Origin of the sequence: Streptomyces sp. NBC_01232, assembly GCF_035989885.1 — a bacterium.
In the GTDB taxonomy this organism is placed as follows: domain Bacteria; phylum Actinomycetota; class Actinomycetes; order Streptomycetales; family Streptomycetaceae; genus Streptomyces.
In genome coordinates, this window is sequence record NZ_CP108518.1 from 3,239,188 (window position 1) to 3,263,164 (window position 23,977).

The window sequence follows — 23,977 nt, forward strand, 5'->3', positions numbered from 1 at the left end:
CTTACCAGCCCAGTTCGTTCGCGGTGGTCTCGGCTATGGCGGGCGAGCAGGTCATGCCGCGACCGCCGGGTCCGGTCACCAGCCAGACGCCGTTCGCCACTTGCCGGCGGTCGACGACGCGGGTGGTGTCGGTGCACTGGGCGTACACGCCCGCCCAGCGGTGGCGGATCCTCGGCAGCGGGCGGCCCAGGAAGGACTCGGCCACGGCGGCGACGTGCTCGTAGGGGTCTTCGAGGGTGTCGAAGGCGAAGGGGTGCTCGTACTCGTGGGTGTCGCCGATGGTCAGTCCGCCGTCCCGGCGCTGGACCATCAGCAGCTGCATGCTGTGCTCGGCGGCGACCGGCGCCTGCTCCTGCCCGGCGTTGAGGGCGTCGAGGGCGGGGGACTTGTAGGCCGGGTAGTAGCGGAAGCTGTCGGCGTCCGCGACCGAGGTGGTGAGGCGTTCGCCGAGCGGGTCGGTCTGCATCATCTGGAGGCGGACGCGGCGCACGGGCAGGTCGGGGACCAGTTCGCGGACCAGCCCGGACAGCCAGGCGCCGGTGGCGAGGACGACCGCGTCGCCGCGGTGGACGTCGCCGTGGTCGTCGCGGACGGCCGCGGGGCCGACCACCTCGCGGACCTCGCGACCGGTGAGGAAGGTGTAGCGGCCGGCGGCGCGCGTGCGCAGAGCTTCGCGCAGGTGGAGCTGTGCGGTGCGCGGCTCGACGGCCGCGTCCCGTTCGCACCACAGCGCGGCCTCGAACGCGCCGCGCAGGGCCGGGTTGATCCCGCGCGCCTCGGCCGCGGTGACCAGCCGGTAGCCCCGGGCGGCGGCGTCCGGGCGGGCCAGGGCCGCCTCGGCGACCGCGAGTTCGCGCGGGGTGCGGACGGGAGTGAGGGAACCGTTCGGGCGGAAGCCCAGGCCGGGCACCTCCGCGCCGATGCGCTCCCAGAGTTCGCGGGCCCGCAGGGCGGTGTCGAGTTCCTCTCCCCCGGCCCGTCCGCTGACCCAGATCTGGCCGAAATTACGCAGTGACGCGCCGCGGGCCTCCGCTTCTCGCTCGATCTGGACGACCTCGTGGCCGCGTTCCACTGCTTGCCAGGCGTGCATGGTGCCGACCACGCCGCCTCCGACGACTATGACTCTCACGGCGACAACGGTGGGTTCGTCCGGTGACCCGGGAAGGGCCGTACGGCAACGCGACGGTGAACACGCCTCGACACTTGGACTAGACCCGTTACTGTTTCGTGATGCAAGCGCGCCCCTTATGGGCCGGTACGGCAGGACATCGCTGCGCCGCTCGACGCCGTGGGCGCGGCGCGGCGCGCCGCACTGCGGTGCGGCGCTATTCGGCACGCAGACGGGTCGTGAAGCTGAACCGGTCGCCGCGGTAGAGCGAACGCACCCGTTCCAGCGGCCGGCCGTCCTGGTCCCGCGAGAAGCGGTGGATGAGCAGCATGGGGAGCGCCGGCGGGGTGCCGATCAGCAGGGCTTCGCGGGGGGTCGCCAGGACCGTCTCCAGCTTCTCGTCGGCCTCGCCGAAGGAGATGCCGAGACGGTCGCGGAGGTATCCGTAGAAGGAGGAGTCGGGCGGGAAATCGCTGTCCAGGCGAGGGGCCCGGGCCACCCGGATGTACGTGCTCTCGAGGCCCACGCGCTCGTCGTCGGCCAGCAGGACCCGCTCCAGGTGCCATACGGGCTCCCCCGGTTCGGCCCCGATGCCGGGAGCGACGTCGGGCGGGCAGGGGAACTGCTCCAGCCCGATGAGGTGACGGCCCGGACGGCGGCCCTGGCGGCGCACACCCTCCGTGTAACTGGCGAGGGAGAGCGGCTGCTCCAGCTTCGGCCCCGCGGCGACGGTCCCACGGCCGGAACGACGCAGCCGGCCCTCCAGCAGCAGCTCTCGCAGGGCCTGGCGGACGGTCTCGCGGGACACCTCGTACCGCTCGGCGAGATCGCGCTCGGTGGGCAGCGCGCCGCCCTCGCCGAGCTCGTCGAGGAGCTCGGCGATCCGGGCCTTGACGGCGTAGTACTTGGGGATGCGGCCGTGCTCGGGGATGCCGGAACGCACGGGTGAACCGGGGCGGTGGCGCTGGGTCTGTTCTTCCACGGTGGGACTCTATGCGGGGCTGCCGACGCCCCGGGGCCACGGGGCCGGGGGGTGCCCTGCCGATCGGGCCGGAGCGTTCAGCGTGCGCAGCGGCGCAGCCGGCGGGCCCCCAGCAGGAGTCCGCCGCCGGTGGCGAGCGCGGCCACGGCCCCGGCTCCGTACGCCCACTCGCGCTGGCCGGTCCGGGCGAGGGCGCCCGCCGCGACGGGATCCGCCGGGCCCTCGACGGAGAACTGGTAGCCGCCCGCCTCGCCGATCCAGTCGCCGTCGTCGCCCTTGCGCTGGACGAGGGCGGCGTCGGCGACGACCTCACCGACGGGGGCGTCGGGGGCGAAGGAGAGGCCCACCTTGACGGTCAGGGACCCGCCGGGGCCGACGGCGAAACCGGGGAAGGCGTCGCCGCCGTCGAAGACGGCGATGATCTCGTCGCGGTCGCTGCGCTCCAGGCTGACAGGGAAGGTGCCGCCCGGGGCGTCGAACTCCATGCGCAGGTGGGCGGGGCGCAGGGTGCGGGCCTTGTCGGTGAAGACGACGATCGGGTGGATGTCGGTGCACTCGGAGTTCGTGGTGTTGGTCAGGTCCAGGTACCAGGTCTGCGCCCCGGCGCCGGTGCGGTACACGGCCGGACCGCCGCGGATGCGCGCCCCGATGGGGAAGGCGGGGCTCTTCCCGTCGCCGCAGACGGCCTGGGTACGGGAGGGCAGCGCGGGCGCGGGCCGGCCGCCGCCCGCACCGATGTCCGCGACGGCGGTGGCGGGCACGGTGGCGGTGACCAGGGCCGCGGAGAGGACGGCGGTGAGGGCAAGGGCTTTGCGCAGTCGCATGGAAGACCTTCGCTGCTCGCCGGACGGGACAATGATCGGACCAGGTGACAATCCCCCCGGCCCTGCCCGCACCCTGCCACCCCTGCGCGAACCCCCGCGGGGAGCCACGCCTGAGTTGTTCTGGTTTACGCCCGATTGCCACATCGGTCAAGCCACCCACTCCAGCCCCGCGGCCCAACCCCGCCGACGCTTCAGGCGCCCTCCAGCCCCGCCGGCGTTTGAGGCGCTCTTTCAGCCCCGCCGGCGCTTGAGGCGCTCTTTCAGCCTCGCCGGCGTTTGAGGCGCGGGGGTCCGGGGGCAGCGCCCCCGGCAACGGCGCCGCACCCGGGCCACCGGGCCACCGGGCCACCGGCACACGTCACCCCGCCCGCCCGAACAACGGCGCCAGCGCCATCTCCGCCGCCCCTTCCGCCACACCCGCCCCCGCCAGCGCAACCACCGGCCGTGCCGGATCCAGCGCCCGGGCCGCGAGAACGGCTCCGACCTCGGCCACGAACACGTCCGGCGCCGCCGCCACCACGCGCCCGCCGAGCAGCACACGGTCCACATCCAGCAGCGCGACCAGATTGGCCGCGGCCTCGCCCAGGATCCGCGCCGCCTCGGAAAGCTCGCCTCGGGCCACCGCCCCCAGGCACAGCACCTCCACGCAGCCGCGCGCCCCGCACCGGCACGGCGGGCCGTCCAGCAGCAGCACCTGGTGGCCGAACTCCCCGGCCGCCGAGCGGGCACCCCGGTAGACGCCGCCGCGCAGCCACAGCCCCGCACCGAGCCCGGTCCCGACGTGCAGGTACACACAGGTGTGGGGCCCGTCGCCGGCATAGGCGTCCACACCCGGCCCGGCACCCACGCCAGCCCCGGCACTCAAGCCGACGCCCACGCCACCCCCGACATCCGCAGCGACAAAAGCACCCGCACCCACACCCGCACCGGCATCCGCATCCGCATCCGCATCCGCATCCGGCCAAGCCGCCCGGAGCCACGCCCCCGCGGCCGCCACCGCACCGGCGTTCGTGTCCTTGTCCAGCAGCACCGGCAGGCCCAGCCTGCCCTCCAGCACTCCCCGCAGCGGGAAGCTCTTCCAGCTCGGGTATCCCGTGACCCGCCCCATCGCCCCGGCCCGGTAATCGAGCGGCCCGGGCGCGGCCACTCCGACGCCCAGGAGCGGCAGCCCGGTCGGGTCCTTGACCCTCGCGACCGCCCGTACGACCGCCTCCACCGCCGCCTCCGGCCCGGCCCCGAAGTCCAGCGGGCCCCGGCTCTCGGCGACGACACGCCCCGCCAGGTCCACCCGTACCGCCCGGAGCTCGTCGCGGTCCATGTGCACGCCGACCGCGTGACGCGCCTCCGGAATCAGACGCAGCAAGGTGCGTGGCTTGCCGCCGGTGGACGCGGCGCGGCCGGCCTCGGCGATCAGCCCGTCCGCGGCGAGCCGGGCCGTGATCTTGCTGACGGCCTGCGGGGTGAGCCCCGCACGGGCCGCGAGTTCGGCGCGGCCCAGACCTGCCGGGCCCGCGCCGCGCAGCAGATCCAGCATCAGCGCCTCGTTGTGCCCGCGCAGCGCCGGCAGGTTCACCCCGCCGCGCCCGTCCCCACTCCTGCTGTTCACAAGCCCATTGTCCACCTTCCTTGCACTTTGACAACACTGTTGCCAAAGTGGTCTCCATGAGCACCTCCGCCCCCGCCTCCCCCGGCTCCCCCGCCTCCCCCGCTCCCGCCCCCCTGCGCGTCGGCCTCATCGGCTACGGACTCGCCGGTTCCGTCTTCCACGCCCCCCTCGTGGCCGCCACGGACGGGCTCGCCCTCGACACCGTCGTCACCTCCGATCCGGACCGCCAGGCCCAGGTCCGCGCGGAGTTCCCCGGTGTGCACGTCGTCCCCACCGCCGCCGAACTGTGGGACAGGGACCTCGATCTGGTCGTGATCGCCTCCCCCAACCGGACACACGTCCCGCTCGCCACCACCGCGCTCGAAGCCGGCATCCCGGTGGTCGTGGACAAGCCGCTCGCCGCCACGGCCGCCGAGGCCCGCGCGCTCGCCGACCTCGCGGAGCGCAGCGCAACCTTCCTCTCCGTCTTCCAGAACCGCCGCTGGGACAACGACTTCCTCACCCTGCGCCGCCTCCTCGCCGACGGCGAACTCGGCGAGGTCCAGCGCTTCGAGTCCCGCTTCGAGCGCTGGCGCCCGCAGCTGAAGGGCGGCTGGCGCGAGTCGGGCGCCCCCGAGGAGATCGGCGGCCTGCTGTACGACCTCGGCAGCCACGTCGTGGACCAGGCGCTCGTGCTGTTCGGCCCGGCAGTACGGGTCTACGCGGAGACCGATGTGCGCCGCCCCGACGCCGAGACCGACGACGACACCTTCATCGCCCTCACCCACGCGAACGGGATCCGCTCCCACCTCTACGTCAGTGCGACCACCGCCCAGCTGGGACCGCGGATGCGCGTCCTGGGCTCCCGCGCCGGGTACGTGAAGTACGGCCTCGACCCGCAGGAGGGCGCCCTTCGGGACGGGCTGCGGCCGGACGGCGTCATGCCCTGGGGCGAGGAACCCCCGCACCTGTGGGGGCGGCTGGGCTCCGGGGAGTCCCCGCTGACCGGCGGCGGGATCCCGGTGCCGACGGAGCCGGGCGACTACCCCGCGTACTACGCGGCGGTGGAGGCCGCGCTGCGCACGGGCGGGCCGGCGCCCGTGACGGCGCTCGAGGCCGCGCACTGCCTCGACGTACTGGAGGCGGCCCGCCGGTCGTCCCAGGAGGGCGTGGTGGTGGAGATTCCCGCCACGGCGTCCGGCTCCGAGTGAAATCCGCGGTACGGGCGGTGGCCCGCCTCGGCGGACCGCCGCACCTGCTCGGCGGACCGGCGTACCTGTGCCTGCTCCGGCGTCGCCGCATGCCGGCCGGGGGCTGAGCACCCCGCGCACGCACACGGAAGGGGCGGGGCTGCCGGTGGCAGCCCCGCCCCTGTCCACGCCCGTACGGGTGCCGGCTACGCGCCCTTGAACTCCTGGCGCTGGCGGCCGAGACCCTCGATCTCGACCTCCACGACGTCACCGGCCCGCAGGTAGGGCTTCGGCTCCGGCTGGCCCATGGCCACGCCGCCCGGCGTACCGGTGACGATGACATCGCCCGGGTACAGGGTCATGAAGTGGCTCAGGTACCTGACGACCTCACCGACCGGGAAGATCTGGTCCGAGGTGTTGCCGTCCTGCTTGAGCTCGCCGTTGACCCACAGCTTCACGTCCAGGACCTGCGGGTCCGGGATCTCGTCCGCGGTGACCAGCCAGGGGCCGAGCGGGGTGAAGGTCTCGCAGTTCTTGCCCTTGTCCCAGGTGCCGCCGCGCTCGATCTGGAACTCGCGCTCGGAGACGTCGTTGACCAGCACGTAGCCGCCGACGTGGGCGAGCCCCTGCTCGGCGGAGTCCAGGTAGCGGGCGGTGCTGCCGATGACGACGCCGAGCTCGGCCTCCCAGTCGGTCTTCACGCTGCCGCGCGGGATCAGCACGGTGTCGTCGGGGCCGCCCACGGTGTCCGGCGCCTTGAGGAACAGGATCGGCTCGGCCGGCGGCTCCGCGCCGATCTCGGCCGCGTGCCCGAAGTAGTTCAGGCCGATGCCCACGACCTTGCCGATGCGGCCGACCGGCGCACCGATGCGCAGGCCTTCGGCGCCCAGGACCGGCAGCTCACCGGACTCGGCCGCGTCCCGTACCCGGGTCAGCACGGAGTCGTCGGCGAGCAGGCCGCCGTCCACATCCGTGATCAGGCCGGACAGGTCACGCAGGGTCCCGTCCCGGTCGAGCAGTGCGGGACGTTCCGACCCTACGGGTCCGACACGCAGCAGCTTCATGGGCATTCTCCCGTGGTCGTGGGTGGTCGGCCCATGGGCGTGCCCAGGGCCGGCCGATGGGTTGCGGCCATCGGAGGATTTGGTCGATCCTCCAAGATGTCCACCCAATCCGCAAGACCCTGTTCACAGACTGGAACGCACGCCTCCACGCGCCCCCGCCCCCGCCGGCTGCTCGGCCTGCCCGGCCCGCTCCGCCCGCTCCTTGCGGTACTGGAGCCAGACCCGCTCGGCCACCGTCCAGGCGGTGGTGGTCAGCAGGTAGAGCCCTGCGGCCAGCGGCACCACGGCAGCCGTGATCAGCGTCCCGAACGACAGCAGGGGCAGTACGCCGCCCAGCTTGCGCATGACCTCCTGCTGCTCGGGAGTCACCGCGGCCGGCACCCCGCCGCCCTTGCCCCGCCCGGCCGGCACCACCGGGGCCGAGGCAGCCGCCAGCGCGGCCGCCCGCCGCCCCCGGACCGCACTCCAGGCGGCCAACGGCCGCGATCGTCGCGAACAGCCCGAGGAACACCAGCCCCTGCGCCCCGAGGCGTCGCGATCGCGCTGAGGGCAACCGTCGGCAGCTGAAGGGTGTCGGGATTGAGGGATCGCCGGTGGGTGAGGTGGTCGGTCACTCGTTCGGGTGGGGCGTCTGGGTTCCAGTGAGCGAGGCGGGCTTCGGCTTTACGTTGGCGTCATGACGGTATTGGTGGAGGTCGGGGAGGGCGGGCACGCCCGGTACGCCTTCCGGCTTCGCGTGTCGTCTGCCGCCCGTATCGCCCTCTTGGGTGAGTGGGACCGGTGCCGGTGGGTGTGGAACCAATGCGTCGCCGAATCGAGGGCAGCCCACAAGGCCAAAGAGAAGTGTGGACCTGCCGGTCTCGACAAAATGCTCACAGGATGGCGCGGTGAGCATGGATGGCTGCGCGCTGGTGGCAGCGTGCCGCAGCAACAGATCATCCGGGACTTCGCGAAATCCCGCGCCAAGGCGTTGAAGGACATCAAAGCCCGGCTCCCTATGCGGCTGCGGGCAGGGATGCCCCGCTTCAAGAAAAAAGAACTCGCCGAACCGACACTCAACTACACCCGTCGTGGCTTCCGGCTGGTTGACGGACGTCTGCACCTGGCGGGCGGAATATCGATGGTGGTGGTGTGGTCACGTGAGTTGCCCTCTGACCCGTCCAGCGTTCGTGTCTTTCAGGACAGCCTGGGCCACTGGTACGCCTCCTTCGTAGTCCAGACTGAGGCGCTGCCACTGCCGGAGACGGGTGCGGTGATCGGTGTCGACTGGGGTGTGAAGGAGACCGCGACCACCACGAGCGACGCGCACGACTTGCCGCACCCCGAGTACGGGAGGAAGGCTGCGGGAAAGCTGGCCGGGTATCAGCGGATGATGGCCCGCCGGAAACCGAAGCGAGGGCAGGCCGCTTCGAAGGGCTACCGAAAGGCCAAGCGACAGGCCGCGAGGACGCACAAGAAGATCGCCCGGCAACGGCAGGACACCGCCCGCAAGTGGGCGAAGAAGGTCGTTACGGCCTTCGACCGGATTGCGGTGGAGGACTTCCGCCCGAAGTTCCTTGCCAAGTCGACGATGGCCCGCAAGGCCGCCGACGCGGCGATCTCCGCCACCAAGCACGAACTGATCAACATGGCGCGCAAGCACGACCGCGACCTGTGGCTCGTACATCCCGCGCACACCACCATGGACTGCGGAAACTGCGGAGCAAGAACCAAGCACGCACTCCCGCTGTCGGAACGTACCTACACGTGCACCGTGTGTGGAGCCGTCTCGCCTCGGGACAAGAACTCCGCGCACGTGATGCTCGTCCGGGCTGGTCTCAACCCGGCTATCGCTGATCGCAGAAGACCTGACGGACCGCCGGTCCGCCGGGCAGCGTGAGGTAGGAATCCCCGTCGGCAACGACGGGGAGGACGTCAAGGATCGCGGTGCGTATTCGGTTCGGTGCGGCTGCACAGGCCGTACCAGGCCTGCGACGTGGCAGCTCGCTCTGCGCGGCAAAACCCGAGAACGCCCCGGAGCAGGAGCAGCACCATCGTCGGACGATCTCGGAGGCGCCCCCCGCCCTAGGCCGACTTGAGGGTCCCCCAGACCACGAGCCGGTACTTCGAGCTGTACTCGGGCGTGCAGGTGGTGAGCGTGATGTACGCGCCGGGCTCGCTGTACCCCTGGTCCGGCTTGACCACGCTCCGCGGCACGGGCGCGATCACCCCGGTGTCCCGCTCGGTCGTCTGGCTCAAGGTCTTCCCGACCACGTACGTGTACCGGCGCCCCCGCATCTCGACGATCAGCTCGTCGCCGGCCCGCAGCCGGTTGATGTACCGGAACGGCTCGCCGTGCGTGTTGCGGTGCCCGGCCAGCGCGAAGTTCCCCTGCGCCCCGGGCCCGGCGGTCCCCGGGTACTGCCCGGCGTACCCCTTGTCCAGGACGGACCGCTTGTCGACCCCCTGCGCGACGGGGACGACGAGGCCGAGGCGCGGGACGCGCAGAACGGCGTACGCCGGCTCCCGGTCCGGGGCCCTGGCGGGCCGGGTCGCGGCGGGGCCCGGCCCGCGCCCGGCCGCCGGAACCCCGTCGCCCTCGTACCCGGCCCCGTCCGCAGGCTCCGACGGAATCCCGGCGACGGGCTCCGCACCGCCGCCGTCCGCACCGCCGGCCTCGCCATCGGCTCCGTCGCCGTCGCCGTCGCCCCAGGCCCGTTCCAGTGCCCGTACCTGCTCCTGCGCGGCGGCCACGGCCTGCCGATTGGTCCACCACACCTGGTGCACCACCAGCAACAGGACCACCACGCCCACGGTGACGATCAGCTCGGCGCCCGCCCACAGCACCCCCGCGAGACCGGCCCGGCGCCCACGCCGGCCGCTCCCCTGCACCACCACAGGTACGCGATCTCGCACGGGCGGCACCTTAAGTCCTCCCCCGTCAACTGACCAGCGGCAGTACGGTGTGAACCATGCGCCCCGACACGCCTGCCGAGCACATCGCCGAAGCCGAGCGCCTCATCCGCACGGCGACCCGCTACCCCGAGGACCAGGAGCCCTTGCTCCTCCAGGCCGCGGCCCACCTGGAACTGGGGGACGCACGCGACCGGGCGAGTGCCCTGTACGACCAACTCCTCTCCTCCTCCCCGTCCGACCCCCACCTGATCAAGGCCCTGCAGGCGGCGAACCTCTGGGAGTACGGTCACGAGGCGGAGGCCCGCGCACTCATCTCGGGCATCCGTGCCGCCTCGCCCAAGGACCCGGCGCCGTGGGAGGTCATCGCGGAAGCCCTGGAGGCCCACGACGAGTTGGAGGCCTCGCACGACTGCTTCACCGAGGCGGCCGCCCTCCTGGTCGCGGAGGACGACCCGCTGACGCCGGCCACCACCGCCCTGCTGACGGGCCGCCACCGCGTACGCCGCCTCCTCGGGCGCCCGCACGACGACTGGGACATGGTCGCGGACACCCGGCACATCGGCCCGATCCCCCTGGACGAGCTGCACGACCCGAAGCGCATCTGGGCCCTGGGCTCCGACGACCCCGCCGAGCTGCGCGCCGAGATCGCCCGCCTGCGGGCCGAACTGGGCGACCGCCGCGCAGCGCTCTCCCGCCCCTTCCCGGTGGCGATCCTCCACTGGCCCGCGCGCGAGCTGGCGGAACTCCTCACGTCGTACCCGACCCTCGCCTCGGAGTACCCCTCGCACGAGGCCCACCTGAGGGACATCGAGTCCTCCCTCCGCGCCCTGGCCGCCTCGGGCACCACGAACCTCGGCATCGTCACCGCGAGCGTCCCGTCCTACGAGGCCTTCGCGGCGTCGGAGAAGACCTCCCCGGCCTCCCCGTCCCTCCTGGCCGAATACGCAACAACCCTGGCCGCCCGCGGCAAGGCCACCCCCTGGCCCCCCACCCCGACGGCCCCCTGCTGGTGCACCTCGGGCAAGCCGTACGCGGAGTGCCACAGCCAGGCCGCCGGGGCAAACGGCCGATGAGCAAGGGGCGGCTCGTTCTGCGGGAGCCGGGCGAGATCTGCGTCAACACGGTTGCCGGAGATCACGTTCTGCTGAGTCCTGAGCAGGACTCCGAGATACTCGCTGTGCGGGACTGGCTGCGTCCCCATGACGTCGCGGGGCTCTATACCGGCGCCATAGCCAACGCAATCGACTACGTACTCGACGGCCCGCGGACGGGCCGGTATGACCTGCTGGGCGAGGACGTCCACCCGGGCGAGAAGGCCTCCGTCGGCGCCAAGCTCGAGTACGAGGTACTCCGGTCGTTCGGCCTTCCGAAGAAGCCGCCACTCGACACCCTGATCGCCGGAGTGCCGGTCGACATCAAAGCAACGGTGGGCTCCAACTGGTCGATCCCGGCCGAGGCACACTGCCAGGTCTGCATCTGCACACAGATACAGCTGGGGAAGAGCAGGCACCGTTCCTGGCTGGTGCGCGCGCACCGCTCCTGGCTCTACAACGGTGCGGGCAACCGCGACGGCAAGCGCGGACTCGCCGTCCACGCCCGCGATCACTGGAGCACTCCGCTGTACGACTGGACTCCGCTGCCTGTGAATCCCCTGACCTTCCTCACTCCGGAGGAAGCTGGCCGGGTGCTGGCCGAGAAGCCCGGTCAGGAGCGGCGGTTCACCATGATGTTCCAGCTCCTGGAAGGGCACGTCATCCCGCGCAGTGTGATCTCGACCGTGGGCGCAGGAAAGCACGACCCTCTGAGGCGCGCCAGGAACGTGAGGGCCAGTCTGGAACGTCGCGGTCTCACGCTGCTCTGTGGCAAGTTCCCACAGCAGCGCGACATTGCGGCGGCCCACAAGATCACACTGGGGCCGGAAGACTGGATTGCCTTGCGGATGAACGGGGAGCACAGCAATGCCGGATGAGCCGGGCTGGCAGCCGCCCGAGGGTTCCTGGGCATCCTCGGCAGCACGCCGGCGCAACATGCAGGCCATCCGGAGCCGCGACACCAAGCCCGAGAAGGTCGTCAGACGCCTCGTCCACGCGATGGGCCTGCGCTACCGGATCGCCGTCCGCCCGCTTCCGGATCTCCGCCGGACGGCCGATCTCGTCTTCCGTCCGGCGAAAGTGGCCGTCTTCATCGACGGCTGCTACTGGCACGGCTGCCCGGAACACTACGTACCGCCCAGGACCAACCAGGGCTACTGGTCAGAGAAGGTAGCCCGGAACATCGCCCGGGATCGCGATACGGATCAGAAGCTGACGGAGGCCGGCTGGCTCGTGCTCCGGTTCTGGGAGCACGAGGAGTCCGGCCACTGCGCGGCCGAGATCGCCGATGCCGTCCGGGAGCGCAAGGACCGCTCCCGGAACGACGCCGACTAGCTTCCGCCTTCTCCTGCGGGACGTGCAGCGCGCAGGACCCTGGCGATGGACTCTCCGACGGAGCGGGCCACGGGCGGCGGGAACGCATTGCCGACCTGACGGTATTGCGCGGTCTTGCCCGGCAGCGGCTTCTCCGTCTCCTTGTCCCCGGCGAAATCCCACTCTTCGGGGAAGCCCTGGATGACGGCGGCTTGAGTGACGGTCAGCATGGGGCCCTCGATGCGGAAGAGGTCGCGGTCCCAGCTTTCCTTCTGTTCCACCTCGCAGGGCGAGTTGGCGACTCCCATGGCGTTGACTCCGAGGAGTTTCCACGCGGCCTTTGCACGGCTCGGCCCGAGGTCGGCGCCTCCGTGCTTCTTGGACCCGCCTACGAGCGTCGGTGCGATCCCATCACGCTTGTCTTCCCAGCGGTCCAGGGCCTCCTGGGCCTGGACTCCCAGCACGCCGCCCTTGTCCACGAAGTGCATGAACCGCGCCCTCATCGACTCGCCGATCGCTGCCCGGACCGTGACCGCCCCCGGCTTGGCCACCGGCCACTCGAACTCCGTGTCCCCCAGGACGTCCTTGCGGATGGCGACCAGGATGGCCCGCGGGCGGAGCTGCGGGACGCCGAAGTCACTGGCTTCGAGAACCTTCCAGCCACAGACCGTGTATTTGCCTTCGTACTTGGCTTCCTCACCCGTCTGCGGGTCCTTGGCAACGCCGCCTTCGAGCCGTGCAACCACCCAGTCGCGGTAATCTTCAAACTTGTCGTCCTTGATTCCCCGGACATTTTCGATCATGACCGCTCTGGGCTCGAGCTCGTCTACGAGCTCCAGCATTCGAGGGAACAGGTCACGCTCGTCGTCCTTGCCCAGCTGCTTTCCCGCATGCGAGAAAGGAGGGCACGGAACACCGCCCGCGAGGAGGTCGAGATCACCCTGCTTGAGCGAACCCCCGAGGTATCCGACCGGCTTTTCCAGTTCGGTGAGCGGATTGAATTCATTGACATCCTTGTGGAAGATGTCGCAATATTCGCGCTCAAATTCCCAGCCGTCCCGGCGATCAATGTTGCGCCGCAGCGTAGCGGCGGCGTACTGATCGATCTCGACGAGCGCTAGGTGGCTGAAACCAGCCTGGTGGAGGCCGATGGCCTGTCCCCCGGCTCCGGCGCAAATCTCAATCGAGGTCAGCGTGTGATCGCTGGCACCCATCGAGTCCTCCTGGTGTGGCAGATGCAGACAGGCAAGTGTCGCATCCGCCACCGACAACAGTCCCCTCCCTCCGTGAGCAGGCGCACCACACGTCCGCTGGAGCACCTGCTCCTGAGCTGTGTCAGCGGACCCGCGCCGTCCCCACGTGCTGCAGAAGGGCACGCACATCGGCTTCGTCCATGCCCGCCGTCACAGGCCCTTCCTCCTGGAGATCGCCCAGCTGCCGGACAGAAGGATCATCGAGGATCGCCCCCATGAACTCGAGCTTTTCCGCAAGCCTGAGGGCCACCACCTCATCGATCGTGCCCGAGGACGCGAGCACGGTCACCCGTGTCTGCGTATCCGGCGCCAGTCCCAGGCGGTGGATGCGGTCCAGGCTCTGGAGGAACCGGCCCGCCATGAAATCCCGGTCGACGTAGACGGCGTCATGGCACTCACGGTGCAGGCTGATGCCTTCGCCCAGGGTGGCCGGATTGGAGATAAGGACGCCACAGTCCGGATCTTCCCGGAACCTGCGGATCTCCTCCTCCCTGTCCATCGTGCCGCCATGCACGACGGCGGGCCGGAAATCCGCGAGAACCCGCTCCAGGCTGGTGATGTTCCGTACGAACGTCGACCACACCAGCGTCTTCCGCCCAGCGGCCGCGTTCCTCGACACGATGGCGCGGACTTCGCGGTACTTCGGCGGCACCTCATGCTGGTGCAGGTTCTGCAGCAGCTTGAAGAGCGACTCTCCCTCGGGAATCTCCAGAGGGGGTACCTGGAAGTTGAGGGGCTCGTACTTGCTGCTTCCTTCGACGAGCAGGGCAGGGCTCGTGGCAGCCATCAGCAGCCTGAGCATCGCCTTTCCGAGCCCGTCGAAATCCTCCCGGGACAATTCCGCCCGGGCGGTGAAGCGTCCCACTAGCGCGTCGTAGATCTCGCGGTGCAGACCTTCCAGGGGCACAGGCCGGATGACCGGCTGGAAGGGCGGCAGACCCAGTTCCTTCTTCGTCGTACGCGTGAAGAGGGGCCGGAGCACGGAGCTGGCGTGTGCGAGGTCCCCGCCCGCCACGGCCTGGGTCACCACCCGGCGTCCGTGACCGGGCCAGACGAACGACAGCAGGTTCTCCAGATCCCGCGCACCGTTCGGGGCAGGCGTGCCCGTAAGGATCAGACGGCGGCGGCTCAGGGGTCCGAGGGACATGCAGGCGCTTCCGTACGTGCCGTCCGATCCGAGCTTCATCCGGTGTGCTTCGTCCAGGATCACCATGGAGGGCGCTGCCCGCAGCCAGCCCGCGAGCCCGGTGAGCGAGCGGTCGAGCCGCTCGTAGTTGACCACGAGGATCTCAGCGTGCGGATCCGGGACCCTGCCCATGACTCTGGTTACTGGCACATCATCGAAGCATTCACTGCTTTCAGTGATCCAGGACTCGTAGGCGGACTTCGGACTGACGACCAGCAGCCTGCGGGCGTCCCCTTTCTCCCTCGTCGCCGCGTACACGGCGAGTCCGACCCGGGTCTTGCCGGCCCCGGGGACGCTGAAGTTCGCTCCGTGGCGCATCGAGAGCAGCCGGGCGACGTCCCGGCACTGGAAGCTGGTCAGGTCTGCTCGCCAGCCCGCACCGAGAAGGCTCTGGAGCGATTCAGCGTCCACCCCGTCAGCGGGCTCGGGGCTGCGGTCAAGGCAGTTGGCTGCCTGATCCGCGTCATCGAGCACGTCGTTGACGAGGGCGAGGAGTTCTTCCTCCCACTCCACGGATTCGGTGTGCGGCCAGTCCGACAGCACGTGGATGCCCGACAGGAAGTCATCGAGGGGCACTTCCAGAGTCAGCGGCCCTCGCTGGCCGCCGGCCGGAAACCCAGCGGCCAGATGCGTCAGGTCCGCGCCGAACGGCTCCGCAGCGCGGAGCACGGCCTTGGTCCGGGTGACGTCAAGACCGAGCCTGAGGGACAGATCACCCATCTCAGCCAGCTCGGTCACGCCTGCTCCTGCCGCACGGCGGCGAGCAGCCAGGCGACGCCCTCGCCGTGCTCCTCGATCCGCGCCGCTTCACGGGCGAGCTTGAGCAGACTGCTCTTGAGGGAGAGAAGTGCCTCATCAAGGGTCTCCTCGTCCAGGTTGCGCGAGGCACGCGCGAGCGTCATGTCCGTCACGCACTGGTCGATGCTCTGGACGGCATCGTGGAGCCGGTCCGGAGCAGCCTGCTTCCGCTTTCGTACCCGGGCGTCCTTGCCCGCCGGCACCAAAGCCTCCTCCACCGCGTCCCGCGCCTGCTTCCACAGCGCGGCCGCCTGGTCGGACTCCTCCGGGGTCACCGTCTCCGGAGCACGTTCCACCGCTTTGGCCCGCAGCAGCAGGTTGGTGAACTCCTTGGCTTCCGCCACCTGAGGGCTGTCACCTCGCACGGCACGGCCCAGCCCCGGGATCACCCGGGCTTCCTGGGGCTGGGCAGGAACCTTCTGCAGCTCCTCGGACAGGTGGCGCTGGAGGTAGCGCGCCCTGAAGTCCACGTCGGCGAGACGGACGTCCGTCTTGGAGAAGTCGAGCACGATGAGGGCGAGCTTGTTCTCCTTCAGCAGGTCGGCCTGAGCGGGATTCTGGCGTGAGGCCTTCGCGAAGGCGCGGTGGAGCTCCCTCAGCTTCTCCTGCTGGTCCTCGAAGTCCATCAGCTTGAGGCCGGCCGGGCCGTTCTTGGAACGGTTCACCAGATCGTTGAGAGTGGCCAAGACCCATCGGTCCTGCTCCGCTGTCTCCGTCCGGATCCGGAACTCCTTGGCAATCTCGGCAATCGGACGGCCAGAGGTGACCTGTTCCTCGATGGTGAGCAGCCGGTTGATGTACGAGTACGGCCGGCGCGTGTCGTGACGGAGCTGAAGGGACAGCTCGACCGCGTTGATATCGGTCCAGGTGCAGGATTCCGGGAGAACACCGACCCGGACGCTCAGGACTCCGAGCTCGCGCAGGGCAGCCACCCGGGTATTGCCGTTGACGAGGATCCCGTCACGCGTGATGAGCCCGGGCTCATTCTGCCGGTACTCCTTGAGGCTGCCCATGAGCTCATCGAAGTCGCCGTCCCGCTTGGCCGGGTTCGAAGGGAGGGCCTTGAGCAGGTAGTCGAGGTAGTCCTGGCCCTCGGCACCCCACGGGTTGGCCGTGAGCAGCCGGTCACGGGCGGGATCGAAGGTGCGCTGTGCCCGGATCCGGTGGGTGGAAGGGTTGAAGTACACCTTGTCGATGGGCATGTCGATGACCTGCACCACCAAGGGCTTCGTGCGCCACTCCACTGTCAGCGTCTCCTGCAGCCCGCCGTCAGTGCTGACTTCCTTGAGCCGCTTCTCCACCAGTTCCTGGTTCTCGACGGCGCGGGGCGGCCTGCCGAAGTCCATGCTCACGGGGTGTTCTCCTTCTGACTGCGGGTCCATGACGTACGTGGGGCGACGCGGGGGCCGGAATCACGACCGGCCCCCAGCGGGTGTGCTTATCGTCAGACCGGGGGCAACGAGAGAGCCTCACGGACCGTGTTCCGGGCATCAGCCGGCAGCGTCCGGATCGCTGCCCACAGGTGCTCCACCTCGGCAAACTCCCGTGCGTCTGCCAGCATCCAGTCCGCAAGGGTCTTGCGGTCCATCCCGCCGAGCCGGCTCAGACGGGCCAGAACGTCAGGAAGGTCGGCCGTCAGCCCCCTGCCGCCCACACGACACCGATTACATTCGGCCATGTGTTCCACGATGGCCTCCCCGTCGGGCTGCAGCACTGGGCGGCGCGCAATGTCGAGCTGGGCCGACACATAGGTACCCGGGAACGTCTCTCCTGGCGTGATGCCGCACGAGCGGCAGTGGTGTCCGTCGCGTGCCAGAACCTCACGGCGCTGGGTGTCCGTAATGGACGTGGCCGGCCGCGTTCCCTTTCCGGGTTCCCAGACAGGCTCCCCCTGTGCCACGAAACGCTGCTCGTGCTGCCCGAGCGTCAGGTCCTCACGATTGGTGTCGATCCGCCAGCCGAAGTCCCGCAGATCCCGCACCCGGCGGTCCGCCTGGCTTACGCCGGGGAAGGCCTTCTTCACGTCTTCCTTCGTGAACGCATTCCCCTCCCCCACCACAGCGACAAGCCACAGCCCGGCACGCTTCATGGTGCCGAGCTTCTGGTCCGTCCAGGACGGAAGCCCCATTTCGCCCCTCCTTGTTCCCCGTGTTCCGGTCAGCCTCAATGCGCCCGCCCTGAGCCGGAGGATCCCCCCACCAGTACTCTCAGCGGACTCGGCAACTCTTGCGCAGTACTGGACAGCAAGGCCAGCCCCAATCCCGTTTCGAGGTCAGATGAATACACCGGGCCGTTCAGCTGACGGTCGTTTACCGGAAGACTTCGGACGAGATTTCATGACCGGGGAGAATGGAGCCGTGGTGCGGCAGAGGACAAAAAACTGGAAAGAACTGCCACCGGAACTGCCCCAAGGACATCGTGCCTTCGTGACCATGCTGCGCCGGTTGCGTGACTGCAGCGCCCGCACCCAGGCTCAGATCGCCCAGCAGGGACACCTCGTGGCGACGAGCCTGTCCAATCACCTCAATGGCGGGCGAATCCCGGAAGAACCCCAGGTCGAGGCCTTCTTCAAGGAGATCCAGCGGGAAGTGGCGCTGCGGAACGGCGGAGATACCGGCCTGCCCTGCTCGCTGGACGACCTGCTGGAACTGCGGCGACTGGCCCGGTTGCAGCACTGTGACTGCGTCCCGCATTCCGCAGGAGACAGCCTTCAGCCGCCGGAGACGCCTGACGGAACGCCGGCTTCTTCTCCTCCCCGTCCGGCGCACGGTCCCGGGCCCGGCCCCGAACCGCACCCCGGCGGGCCGAAGCTGCTCCGTCCGGCTTCTCTGAGACGGCGGCTGCGCTCTCACTCCAGGGCCATGTCCCGCACCTCAGTGCTGGCCGCGTCTGCACGGACGCAGGTGCCGGTCCCCCTTGCAGCGGGGGACCGGCCGCGCACCGACTCCCCCGGTACCCGCTGGACCGAGCTGGAGACCCTCACCGGGTTTATCTCGAGCGGCAGGCACCGTGACGCGGGACTGCTGTTGTGGAGGGCAGGACGGACACTTTCGCCGCCCGAACTCATCGATGCGGTCCAGTCCTGCCGGACCGCCGGTCTCCATGAGGCCGCCGAGTCCGTGCTCTCTGGCGTGAGCGAACGCACCGACCGGCAAGCGGTGTTGAACATCACGGCCGCGTTCCAGCACGCCGGCAGGCACGCAGACGTCGCCTTCCTGCTGGCGGCTGCCGCTCAGTAGCCGAGCGGGAGAGGCAGTTGCTGGTGACCGCGGGCCCGTGCTGTGGGTGAGGAGGAGCGGACAGAGGCCAGGGCAAGCAAGGCGCGGAGAGCCGCGAGGACCTCCGCCGGGCTGTCGCGGATCATCGACGGGGTGGCACTGACCACCAGGATGCCGTGGGATTCCAGGCGCAGACGGCGGCGCAAGGTGGCCTGCCAGGCGTCGCGGGTGTAGTGGTACTCCACCGAGTCGATCTCCAGGGCCACACCCTCGTCGGGCCAGTACGCGTCCGGGCTGGCCAGGAAAGTACCGTCCGGAGCGTAGAGGCGGGCATTCCACAGAGGCGTGGGGAGGTCCGTCGTGTTGAGGGCGTCGCGTGCCTGGCCCTCGGCGATCGAGCGCACTCCGGCAAGCAGTTCAGCTGCAGCCGCGCGAACCTCGGGACGGTTGAGAAGACGAGCAGCGCGGAGTTCGGCGTGCAGGGCATGCGGGTGGCACCAGCCCGCCTGGACCACGTGGGCCAGGGTCGACCGGATACGGTCGGGGTCCTGACTGCAGGCTGCGAAGTCGGCTGCCGCGCGCACCGGTCGGGCGCTGGGAATACCGGAGACCGTGATAGTGCGGGGCCAGCGCGAGGTGGGGAGCGGCCGGACCTCCGGGGTGCCAGTGAGCCGGCGCGGTGCGCGGATGAGGACGTCAGTGAGCGTGTCCGGGCCGTACGGGACCTCCCGGATGCCGAGAAGGGCAAGGGCAGCCCCTCCGGTTAGAGCGGCCGTGTCGCCAGACAGAGGTTCGGCACCAGGCTCGGCAGCGTACAAGACGGCGGAGAGGGCGTGCTGACGCTGGTCCGCGGGCCGGTCTGGAGGAGATAGACCCGGGGCAGTAAGCGCTGCCAGGGGCCGCCAGGCCGGGTCCGGGAGGTGATTGTGCCGTCGGGGACGCCCGCGGCGGTGAGCTGATGGCGGGTGGCCAGGCCGAGCTGCCGGCGGGCTACCCGGGGCTGCTGCGCTGTGATCATGCGGCGGGTATGCCCGGCCGCGGGGCCGGCCTACCCACCGCAGCGTGTCCGCGGAGCAGCGCCGGGTGCCCGAGGCCTTGCCGCCAGCGGGTACGGACCCCCTGAGAGCCATTCCCCGTACTCCGGCCGTGCTCTCGCCGGGCCCCGGCTGGGACCCGCCGGACGGCCTAACGGTTCGGGTGGTCCGGTGAGAGGAACACGAGCACGCCCGTCTCCGTGCCGGGCCGGGCAGCGACCTCGTGCCATCCGAGCCGGCGGTACGTCGCCACTGTGTCCCTGGCGAGGCGCGAGGTCAGCAGCCAGGCCCGCCGGTCCGGGGCGTCGGCGGTGATCTCGGTGAGCAGCGCGCGGCCGGTGCCGCGGCCGCGTGCGTACGGGCGTACGGCGAGTTCGTCTATCTCCAGGGCTCCGGTGAGGAGTTCCTTCACACGGTCCGGGCCGAGTTGCGCGGCAACCTGGGCGTACGCACGGTCTTTGGGAAAGGCGGCCGGTGTGAGCCAGCCCGTGGCAAAGCCGTCGATGCCGGTCGCGGACTGGGCGAAAGCGGTGCGGAATCCACGGCGCCGGGCGTCGGCCTGGAGTCGGGTGGCGAACTGGCGAATGGTTTCTTCGCCTTCGTTCCACGGCGGGCCGGAGAAGACGTCGGCGTAGGCGTCGACCAGTTCGTCCGCGAGGTCGAGGACGGCCTGTCCGTAGCAGATCACGATGTCCTGGCTCCTGATGTCGGGTGGGGTCGGGGTGAGGTGGGCGGGGTTTTCCCCTTTGGGTGAGGAGACCGAATTTATGCCCTTCGGGTTCCTGGGGTGGACATCGCCCGGATCCGGCGAGTGTGCGACAAATCCCCTCCCAGCTCTCCGTGTCGGGCAACGCGGGCAGCACGTTGAACAGCCGTGGACAGACTGCTTCGGGCGGCCGGCCGGTGCGCGCTCGCCTTTCTTCTCGTCTTGGGCATCGTCGCTGTGCTGCCCCGCTCCGTCCGGGACTCGGTGCCGGATGCCGTGATCGGCGGTGCCGTGATCCTGCTGGTAGCAGTGCTGAGCGGCCGCCGGCTGGCCGGCCGGTCGCGTTAGCCTCTTGGGGCAGCTCAGAGACGGCTCGCCACGCGACCCGTCCAAGGCGACCCATACGACAAGAAGAGGCGAGAGGATCAACATGGCACGGGTACCGAGTTCCGTGGTGGCGGCGGCCGGGCTGGTCGGCGGATACGCCGTCGCCCGGTGGACCGGGAAGCGGCCGCTGGGCGGTGTCGTACTCGGTGCCGCCGGGCTCGCGGCAGGGCGGGAGTGGCACCGCCGGGGCGGCGCCCCCGCGGCGGCCGGGCTCGGGGCGCTGTACCTCGGCGGCTTCGCGGGCGCGCACCCGCTGGCCAAGAAGGTCGGCCCGTGGCCGGCCGTCTTCGGGGCCGCGGGTCTCGTCGCTGCCGCCTCCTGGGCTGTAGCCGACCGCGACTGACCGCCGCCCGCGCCGCGCCCCCGGACGTCACCGCCCGCGGCCACGCCCAGCTGGAGCTGCCCCTCCCGGCGGCCTATGCACCGAAGGCGCGGGACACCGTGTAGATCAGCAGGCCCGCCAGGGCGCCGACCACCGTGCCGTTGATACGGATGAACTGCAGGTCGCGGCCGATGTGGGCCTCGATCTTGCGGGAGGTGTGCTCGGCGTCCCAGCCCGCGACCGTGTCCGTGATCAGCGAGGTGATCTCGGTCCGGTAGTGGGTGACGACGTAGACGACCGCGCCCTCGATCCAGCCCTCCACCTTCGCCTGGAGGCGGCCGTCGGTGGCCAGGCGCGCGCCGAGGGACATCAACGAGGCGCGGACGCGCAGGCGCAGCTCGCTCTGCTCGTCCTCCGCCGCCGAGATGATCATCGAGCGGATCGCCGACCACGCGGAGGCGATGACGTCCTGGACCTCGTCGCGCGCCAGGATCTCGGACTTGAGCCGCTCCACCTTCGCCCGGGTCTCCCTGTCCGACTGGAGATCGGCGGCGAAGTCGGTGAGGAAACGGTCCACCGCCCCGCGCGCCGGGTGTTCGGGCATGTCCCGCATCTCCGTGACGAAGCGGAGCAGCTCCTTGTAGACGCGCTCGCCCACCTTGCGGTCCACGAACCGCGGGGTCCAGCCGGGCGCTCCCCCCTGGACCGCGTCCGTGATGGAGGCCCCGTGCGTGATCAGCCAGTCGTGGGCCTTGGCACAGATGAGGTCGACGGCGCGGCGGTGGCCGCCGTCCTCGACGACCCGCTCCAGGGTCTTGCCGATGCCGGGCGCGATCTCGGCGGTCTCGGCGCGCCGGGTGATCGCCTCGCCGACGACGGCCTGCACGTCGGAATCGCGCAGGACGGTCAGGGCGCCGCGGAGCGCCGCGGCGAGCTCGGCGGTGACCCGGTCGGCGTGTTCGGGCTCGGCCAGCCAGGACCCGAGGCGCCTGCCGATGCCGAGGGAGTGGAGGCGGGCCCGGACCACGTCCGCGGAGAGGAAGTTCTCCCCGACGAACTCGCCCAGGGAGACCCCGAGCTGGTCCTTCTTGGTCGGGATGATCGCGGTGTGCGGGATGGGCAGACCGAGCGGGCGCCGGAAGAGGGCGGTCACGGCGAACCAGTCCGCGAGCGCGCCGACCATGCCGGCCTCGGCCGCGGCGGCGACGTACCCGGCCCAGCCGCCCGCGCCCCAGGCGTGCTGGGCGTACTTGGCCAGTACGTAGACCAGCGCGACCAGGATCAGCAGACCGGTCGCGGTGACCTTCATCCGGCGGACCCCGCGGCGGCGCTCCTCGTCGGCGGCGCTGAAGACGAACCCGCCGCGGGAGGGTGGCTGCGGTGGGGGCGGTGCGGGTGGTGCCGGTGGTGGTGCGGTACCGGCACCTCCTGCGGTGCCGGGACCTCCGGTGGTGCTGCGGTTCTCCACGTGCTCCTGCCTTCCCCCGGGGGCGCCGGTTTTGTCTGCATAGCATCCGACTCCCGGGAGGGGCGAGGAGTTCCCGCCACGCCAGTCCGCTCCCGCGAGGGGTGCCGGTCCGGGGTGACCCCCGCCTTCCCCGTCATACCCGCCGGTCCGGAGCGGGCAGCCTTGCCGGACACCCCGTTCCAGACGATCGACCGGCTCACTGCGGCGTCCCGCCGGCCCGAGCCCGGGCCGCTCCCGCACGACCCCGGTCGGGGCGCCGGTTGCCGCTCGCCCGCGACCCGCCGCCGCCGAGAGCAGCTCCCGCCGCCTCACGGACACCCCTGCCCGCCGGGCCCCGGCCCGTGCAGCGCGTGCCGCCGTCGAGGCCGGGGCGCGCCCGGACCACCGGCTCCGCGCCGAGCGCGGCCGCCCAGGGGCGGACCATCCCGCAGGCCCGCGCCCGAGCCAGGGGCTTCGCCCCTCGCCGACCGGGTCCGCCGGGGCCGTGGCCCGGCCAGTGTGGCGAGCCTCCACCGAGAGCCGCTCCGCCGGCCGCCGCCTCACCGGACACCCCTGCCCGCCGGGCCTCGGCCCGCGCCCCCCGCGAGGGCAATGCCCCCGGGTGGCCGGCCCGTGCAGCGGCACGCCCCCGCCGAGGGCCGGGGCGCGCCCGGACCACCGGCTCCGCAGTGAGCACCGCCGCCCAGGGACTGGGCGATCCGGGGCCGCCGGGGCGGTGGCCCGCTCGCGGTGGCGAACCGCTGCCCAGAGCCGATCGCGGCCGTCGGCCGGAGCCACGCCGGCCGAAGCTCCACCCGGGCAGCCGACCCGGGTGGAGCCTCGGCCGGACCGGGACCTAGAGCTGTTTGCGGAGGGGGTCGTCCGTCAGTGGGGGCTTGCGCTTCTTGATCTTGATTTCGACGCCGCCCCAGAAGGCGAAGCCCGTCACGACCACCCGCGGAGCACCCGGCTCGGAGGGGCCCGGGTTGTCCCGCTGGTCGAAGGCGCCCATGACACCGAAGCCACGGACATCGAGCTCCACCCCCGGCGGGACCGTGATCTCGATGCCGCCCATGATCGCGACACAGTTGATCACCACCTCGCGCTGCGCGAAGTCCGCCTCGCGCAGGTCCAGCTCCCCGCCGCCCCAGAACGCCAACGCGTCGAACCGCGCCGGCACCGTCCACCGGCCCTTGCGCTGGAAGCCCGACATGACGGCCACGGCCGCCGTCGAGGATCCCGCGCCGCCGATCCGGCCCCGCCAGGGCTCGGCCGCCGACCCGGCGACCGCCGCCGGATGGGAGGACGGCCCGGTGGGCGCCGGCAGGTCCTGCGTCAGTGGTTCCAGTTCCGCGTACGTACGGGACTTGTACGCCGCCTCCAGCCGCTCCTCGAATTCCTCCATGTCGAGCCGGCCCTCGGCGACGGCGTCCCGCAGGCGCTCGACCACCCGGTCCCGGTCGGCGTCCGACGCCCTCAGCTCCGGCAACGGCTTCTCCGGCCGCTCGTCACTCATACCCACCAGACTATGCAGAGTGCGGGGGGAGTTGTATGACTGCACCCCTGAGATCGC

General features: G+C 71.0%; 23 protein-coding genes. 8 read left to right on the plus strand and 15 right to left on the minus strand.

Going from position 1 to position 23,977, the window contains the following annotated elements:
• Position 1: 1 nt before the first annotated feature.
• The 4 genes from OG444_RS14975 to OG444_RS14990 all read right to left on the minus strand — a co-directional run bounded on the left by OG444_RS14975 (position 2) and on the right by OG444_RS14990 (position 4,520).
• Positions 2-1,129 carry a TIGR03364 family FAD-dependent oxidoreductase gene (locus OG444_RS14975; protein WP_327262651.1) on the minus strand — a complete coding sequence of 376 codons (1,128 nt, stop codon included), beginning with the start codon at positions 1,127-1,129 and terminating at the stop codon, positions 2-4.
• A 196-nt stretch (positions 1,130-1,325) separates the two neighbouring features.
• Positions 1,326-2,090, minus strand: coding sequence for a GntR family transcriptional regulator (locus tag OG444_RS14980; protein WP_327262652.1), 765 nt, complete (start codon positions 2,088-2,090; stop codon positions 1,326-1,328).
• 77 nt (positions 2,091-2,167) lie between these two features.
• Positions 2,168-2,914, minus strand: coding sequence for a hypothetical protein (locus tag OG444_RS14985; RefSeq protein ID WP_327262653.1), 747 nt, complete (start codon positions 2,912-2,914; stop codon positions 2,168-2,170).
• Positions 2,915-3,272: 358 nt separating this feature from the next.
• A complete protein-coding gene (locus OG444_RS14990) occupies positions 3,273-4,520 on the minus strand; it encodes an ROK family protein (RefSeq protein WP_442810527.1) in 1,248 nt (415 codons plus the stop codon).
• Positions 4,521-4,576: 56 nt separating this feature from the next.
• Between OG444_RS14990 and OG444_RS14995 the strand changes: the two genes are divergently transcribed.
• Positions 4,577-5,710, plus strand: a complete 1,134-nt coding sequence (locus OG444_RS14995) for a Gfo/Idh/MocA family protein (protein ID WP_327262654.1) — start codon at positions 4,577-4,579, stop codon at positions 5,708-5,710.
• A 185-nt stretch (positions 5,711-5,895) separates the two neighbouring features.
• Here OG444_RS14995 and OG444_RS15000 read toward each other — a convergent pair whose 3' ends face one another.
• Both OG444_RS15000 and OG444_RS15005 read right to left on the minus strand, forming a co-directional pair.
• Positions 5,896-6,753 carry a fumarylacetoacetate hydrolase family protein gene (locus OG444_RS15000; protein WP_327262655.1) on the minus strand — a complete coding sequence of 286 codons (858 nt, stop codon included), beginning with the start codon at positions 6,751-6,753 and terminating at the stop codon, positions 5,896-5,898.
• Positions 6,754-6,876: 123 nt separating this feature from the next.
• The gene (locus OG444_RS15005; RefSeq protein ID WP_327262656.1) at positions 6,877-7,230 is read right to left on the minus strand and encodes a hypothetical protein; all 354 of its coding nucleotides are present in this window, start codon (positions 7,228-7,230) and stop codon (positions 6,877-6,879) included.
• 199 nt (positions 7,231-7,429) lie between these two features.
• On the opposite strand from OG444_RS15005, the gene OG444_RS15010 reads away from it, so the two are divergent.
• Positions 7,430-8,632, plus strand: a complete 1,203-nt coding sequence (locus tag OG444_RS15010) for an RNA-guided endonuclease InsQ/TnpB family protein (RefSeq protein WP_327262657.1) — start codon at positions 7,430-7,432, stop codon at positions 8,630-8,632.
• A 185-nt stretch (positions 8,633-8,817) separates the two neighbouring features.
• On the opposite strand, the gene OG444_RS15015 is transcribed toward OG444_RS15010, so the two are convergent.
• On the minus strand, positions 8,818-9,648 hold the full coding sequence (locus OG444_RS15015; RefSeq protein ID WP_327262658.1) for a class E sortase: 831 nt from the start codon (positions 9,646-9,648) through the stop codon (positions 8,818-8,820).
• A gap of 56 nt (positions 9,649-9,704) precedes the next feature.
• Between OG444_RS15015 and OG444_RS15020 the strand changes: the two genes are divergently transcribed.
• The 3 genes from OG444_RS15020 to OG444_RS15030 are packed head-to-tail and all read left to right on the plus strand — an operon-like array spanning position 9,705 to position 12,074.
• Positions 9,705-10,721 (plus strand): tetratricopeptide repeat protein, encoded by a 1,017-nt coding sequence (locus OG444_RS15020; RefSeq protein ID WP_327262659.1) that lies wholly within the window; start codon positions 9,705-9,707, stop codon positions 10,719-10,721.
• Positions 10,718-11,617 carry a NaeI family type II restriction endonuclease gene (locus OG444_RS15025; RefSeq protein WP_327262660.1) on the plus strand — a complete coding sequence of 300 codons (900 nt, stop codon included), beginning with the start codon at positions 10,718-10,720 and terminating at the stop codon, positions 11,615-11,617. Before OG444_RS15020 ends, OG444_RS15025 begins: the two co-directional genes overlap by 4 nt.
• Positions 11,607-12,074: a very short patch repair endonuclease gene (locus OG444_RS15030; RefSeq protein ID WP_327262661.1), complete on the plus strand. Its 468-nt coding sequence runs from the start codon at positions 11,607-11,609 to the stop codon at positions 12,072-12,074. The genes OG444_RS15025 and OG444_RS15030 overlap by 11 nt, the downstream gene beginning before the upstream one ends.
• Here OG444_RS15030 and OG444_RS15035 read toward each other — a convergent pair.
• The 4 genes from OG444_RS15035 to OG444_RS15050 form a co-directional block, all read right to left on the minus strand.
• Positions 12,071-13,267: a DNA cytosine methyltransferase gene (locus tag OG444_RS15035; RefSeq protein ID WP_327262662.1), complete on the minus strand. Its 1,197-nt coding sequence runs from the start codon at positions 13,265-13,267 to the stop codon at positions 12,071-12,073. The genes OG444_RS15030 and OG444_RS15035 overlap by 4 nt on opposite strands.
• 121 nt (positions 13,268-13,388) lie before the next feature.
• Positions 13,389-15,221, minus strand: a complete 1,833-nt coding sequence (locus tag OG444_RS15040) for a DEAD/DEAH box helicase (RefSeq protein WP_442810753.1) — start codon at positions 15,219-15,221, stop codon at positions 13,389-13,391.
• A 5-nt stretch (positions 15,222-15,226) separates the two neighbouring features.
• The gene (locus tag OG444_RS15045) at positions 15,227-16,636 is read right to left on the minus strand and encodes a transcriptional regulator (RefSeq protein ID WP_442810754.1); all 1,410 of its coding nucleotides are present in this window, start codon (positions 16,634-16,636) and stop codon (positions 15,227-15,229) included.
• A gap of 98 nt (positions 16,637-16,734) precedes the next feature.
• Positions 16,735-17,418: a hypothetical protein gene (locus OG444_RS15050; protein ID WP_327262664.1), complete on the minus strand. Its 684-nt coding sequence runs from the start codon at positions 17,416-17,418 to the stop codon at positions 16,735-16,737.
• A gap of 298 nt (positions 17,419-17,716) precedes the next feature.
• On the opposite strand from OG444_RS15050, the gene OG444_RS15055 reads away from it, so the two are divergent.
• Entirely contained in the window at positions 17,717-18,529 is an 813-nt protein-coding gene (locus OG444_RS15055) for a hypothetical protein (RefSeq protein ID WP_327262665.1), read from the plus strand.
• On the opposite strand, the gene OG444_RS15060 is transcribed toward OG444_RS15055, so the two are convergent.
• Both OG444_RS15060 and OG444_RS15065 read right to left on the minus strand, forming a co-directional pair.
• Positions 18,523-19,092 carry a hypothetical protein gene (locus OG444_RS15060; RefSeq protein ID WP_327262666.1) on the minus strand — a complete coding sequence of 190 codons (570 nt, stop codon included), beginning with the start codon at positions 19,090-19,092 and terminating at the stop codon, positions 18,523-18,525. The genes OG444_RS15055 and OG444_RS15060 overlap by 7 nt on opposite strands.
• 601 nt (positions 19,093-19,693) lie before the next feature.
• The gene (locus tag OG444_RS15065; protein ID WP_327262667.1) at positions 19,694-20,230 is read right to left on the minus strand and encodes a GNAT family N-acetyltransferase; all 537 of its coding nucleotides are present in this window, start codon (positions 20,228-20,230) and stop codon (positions 19,694-19,696) included.
• A 186-nt stretch (positions 20,231-20,416) separates the two neighbouring features.
• Between OG444_RS15065 and OG444_RS15070 the strand changes: the two genes are divergently transcribed.
• Together OG444_RS15070 and OG444_RS15075 are read left to right on the plus strand one after the other, a co-directional pair.
• Positions 20,417-20,596, plus strand: coding sequence for a hypothetical protein (locus OG444_RS15070; RefSeq protein ID WP_327262668.1), 180 nt, complete (start codon positions 20,417-20,419; stop codon positions 20,594-20,596).
• An 82-nt stretch (positions 20,597-20,678) separates the two neighbouring features.
• A complete protein-coding gene (locus OG444_RS15075) occupies positions 20,679-20,978 on the plus strand; it encodes a hypothetical protein (RefSeq protein WP_327262669.1) in 300 nt (99 codons plus the stop codon).
• A 73-nt stretch (positions 20,979-21,051) separates the two neighbouring features.
• Here OG444_RS15075 and OG444_RS15080 read toward each other — a convergent pair whose 3' ends face one another.
• Positions 21,052-22,608, minus strand: coding sequence for a DUF445 domain-containing protein (locus tag OG444_RS15080; protein WP_442810755.1), 1,557 nt, complete (start codon positions 22,606-22,608; stop codon positions 21,052-21,054).
• Positions 22,609-23,260: 652 nt separating this feature from the next.
• The gene (locus OG444_RS15085; RefSeq protein WP_327262671.1) at positions 23,261-23,920 is read right to left on the minus strand and encodes a DUF1707 SHOCT-like domain-containing protein; all 660 of its coding nucleotides are present in this window, start codon (positions 23,918-23,920) and stop codon (positions 23,261-23,263) included.
• Positions 23,921-23,977 lie beyond the last annotated feature (57 nt).

Coding starts and splice junctions, on each gene's coding strand:
- OG444_RS14985 (WP_327262653.1), bottom strand. CDS start 2,914: ATGCGACTGCGCAAAGCCCTTGCCCTCACCGCCGTCCTCTCCGCGGCC.
- OG444_RS14995 (WP_327262654.1), top strand. CDS start 4,577: ATGAGCACCTCCGCCCCCGCCTCCCCCGGCTCCCCCGCCTCCCCCGCT.
- OG444_RS15000 (WP_327262655.1), bottom strand. CDS start 6,753: ATGAAGCTGCTGCGTGTCGGACCCGTAGGGTCGGAACGTCCCGCACTG.
- OG444_RS15010 (WP_327262657.1), top strand. CDS start 7,430: ATGACGGTATTGGTGGAGGTCGGGGAGGGCGGGCACGCCCGGTACGCC.
- OG444_RS15020 (WP_327262659.1), top strand. CDS start 9,705: ATGCGCCCCGACACGCCTGCCGAGCACATCGCCGAAGCCGAGCGCCTC.
- OG444_RS15025 (WP_327262660.1), top strand. CDS start 10,718: ATGAGCAAGGGGCGGCTCGTTCTGCGGGAGCCGGGCGAGATCTGCGTC.
- OG444_RS15030 (WP_327262661.1), top strand. CDS start 11,607: ATGCCGGATGAGCCGGGCTGGCAGCCGCCCGAGGGTTCCTGGGCATCC.
- OG444_RS15035 (WP_327262662.1), bottom strand. CDS start 13,267: ATGGGTGCCAGCGATCACACGCTGACCTCGATTGAGATTTGCGCCGGA.
- OG444_RS15045 (WP_442810754.1), bottom strand. CDS start 16,636: ATGGACTTCGGCAGGCCGCCCCGCGCCGTCGAGAACCAGGAACTGGTG.
- OG444_RS15050 (WP_327262664.1), bottom strand. CDS start 17,418: ATGGGGCTTCCGTCCTGGACGGACCAGAAGCTCGGCACCATGAAGCGT.
- OG444_RS15075 (WP_327262669.1), top strand. CDS start 20,679: ATGGCACGGGTACCGAGTTCCGTGGTGGCGGCGGCCGGGCTGGTCGGC.
- OG444_RS15085 (WP_327262671.1), bottom strand. CDS start 23,920: ATGAGTGACGAGCGGCCGGAGAAGCCGTTGCCGGAGCTGAGGGCGTCG.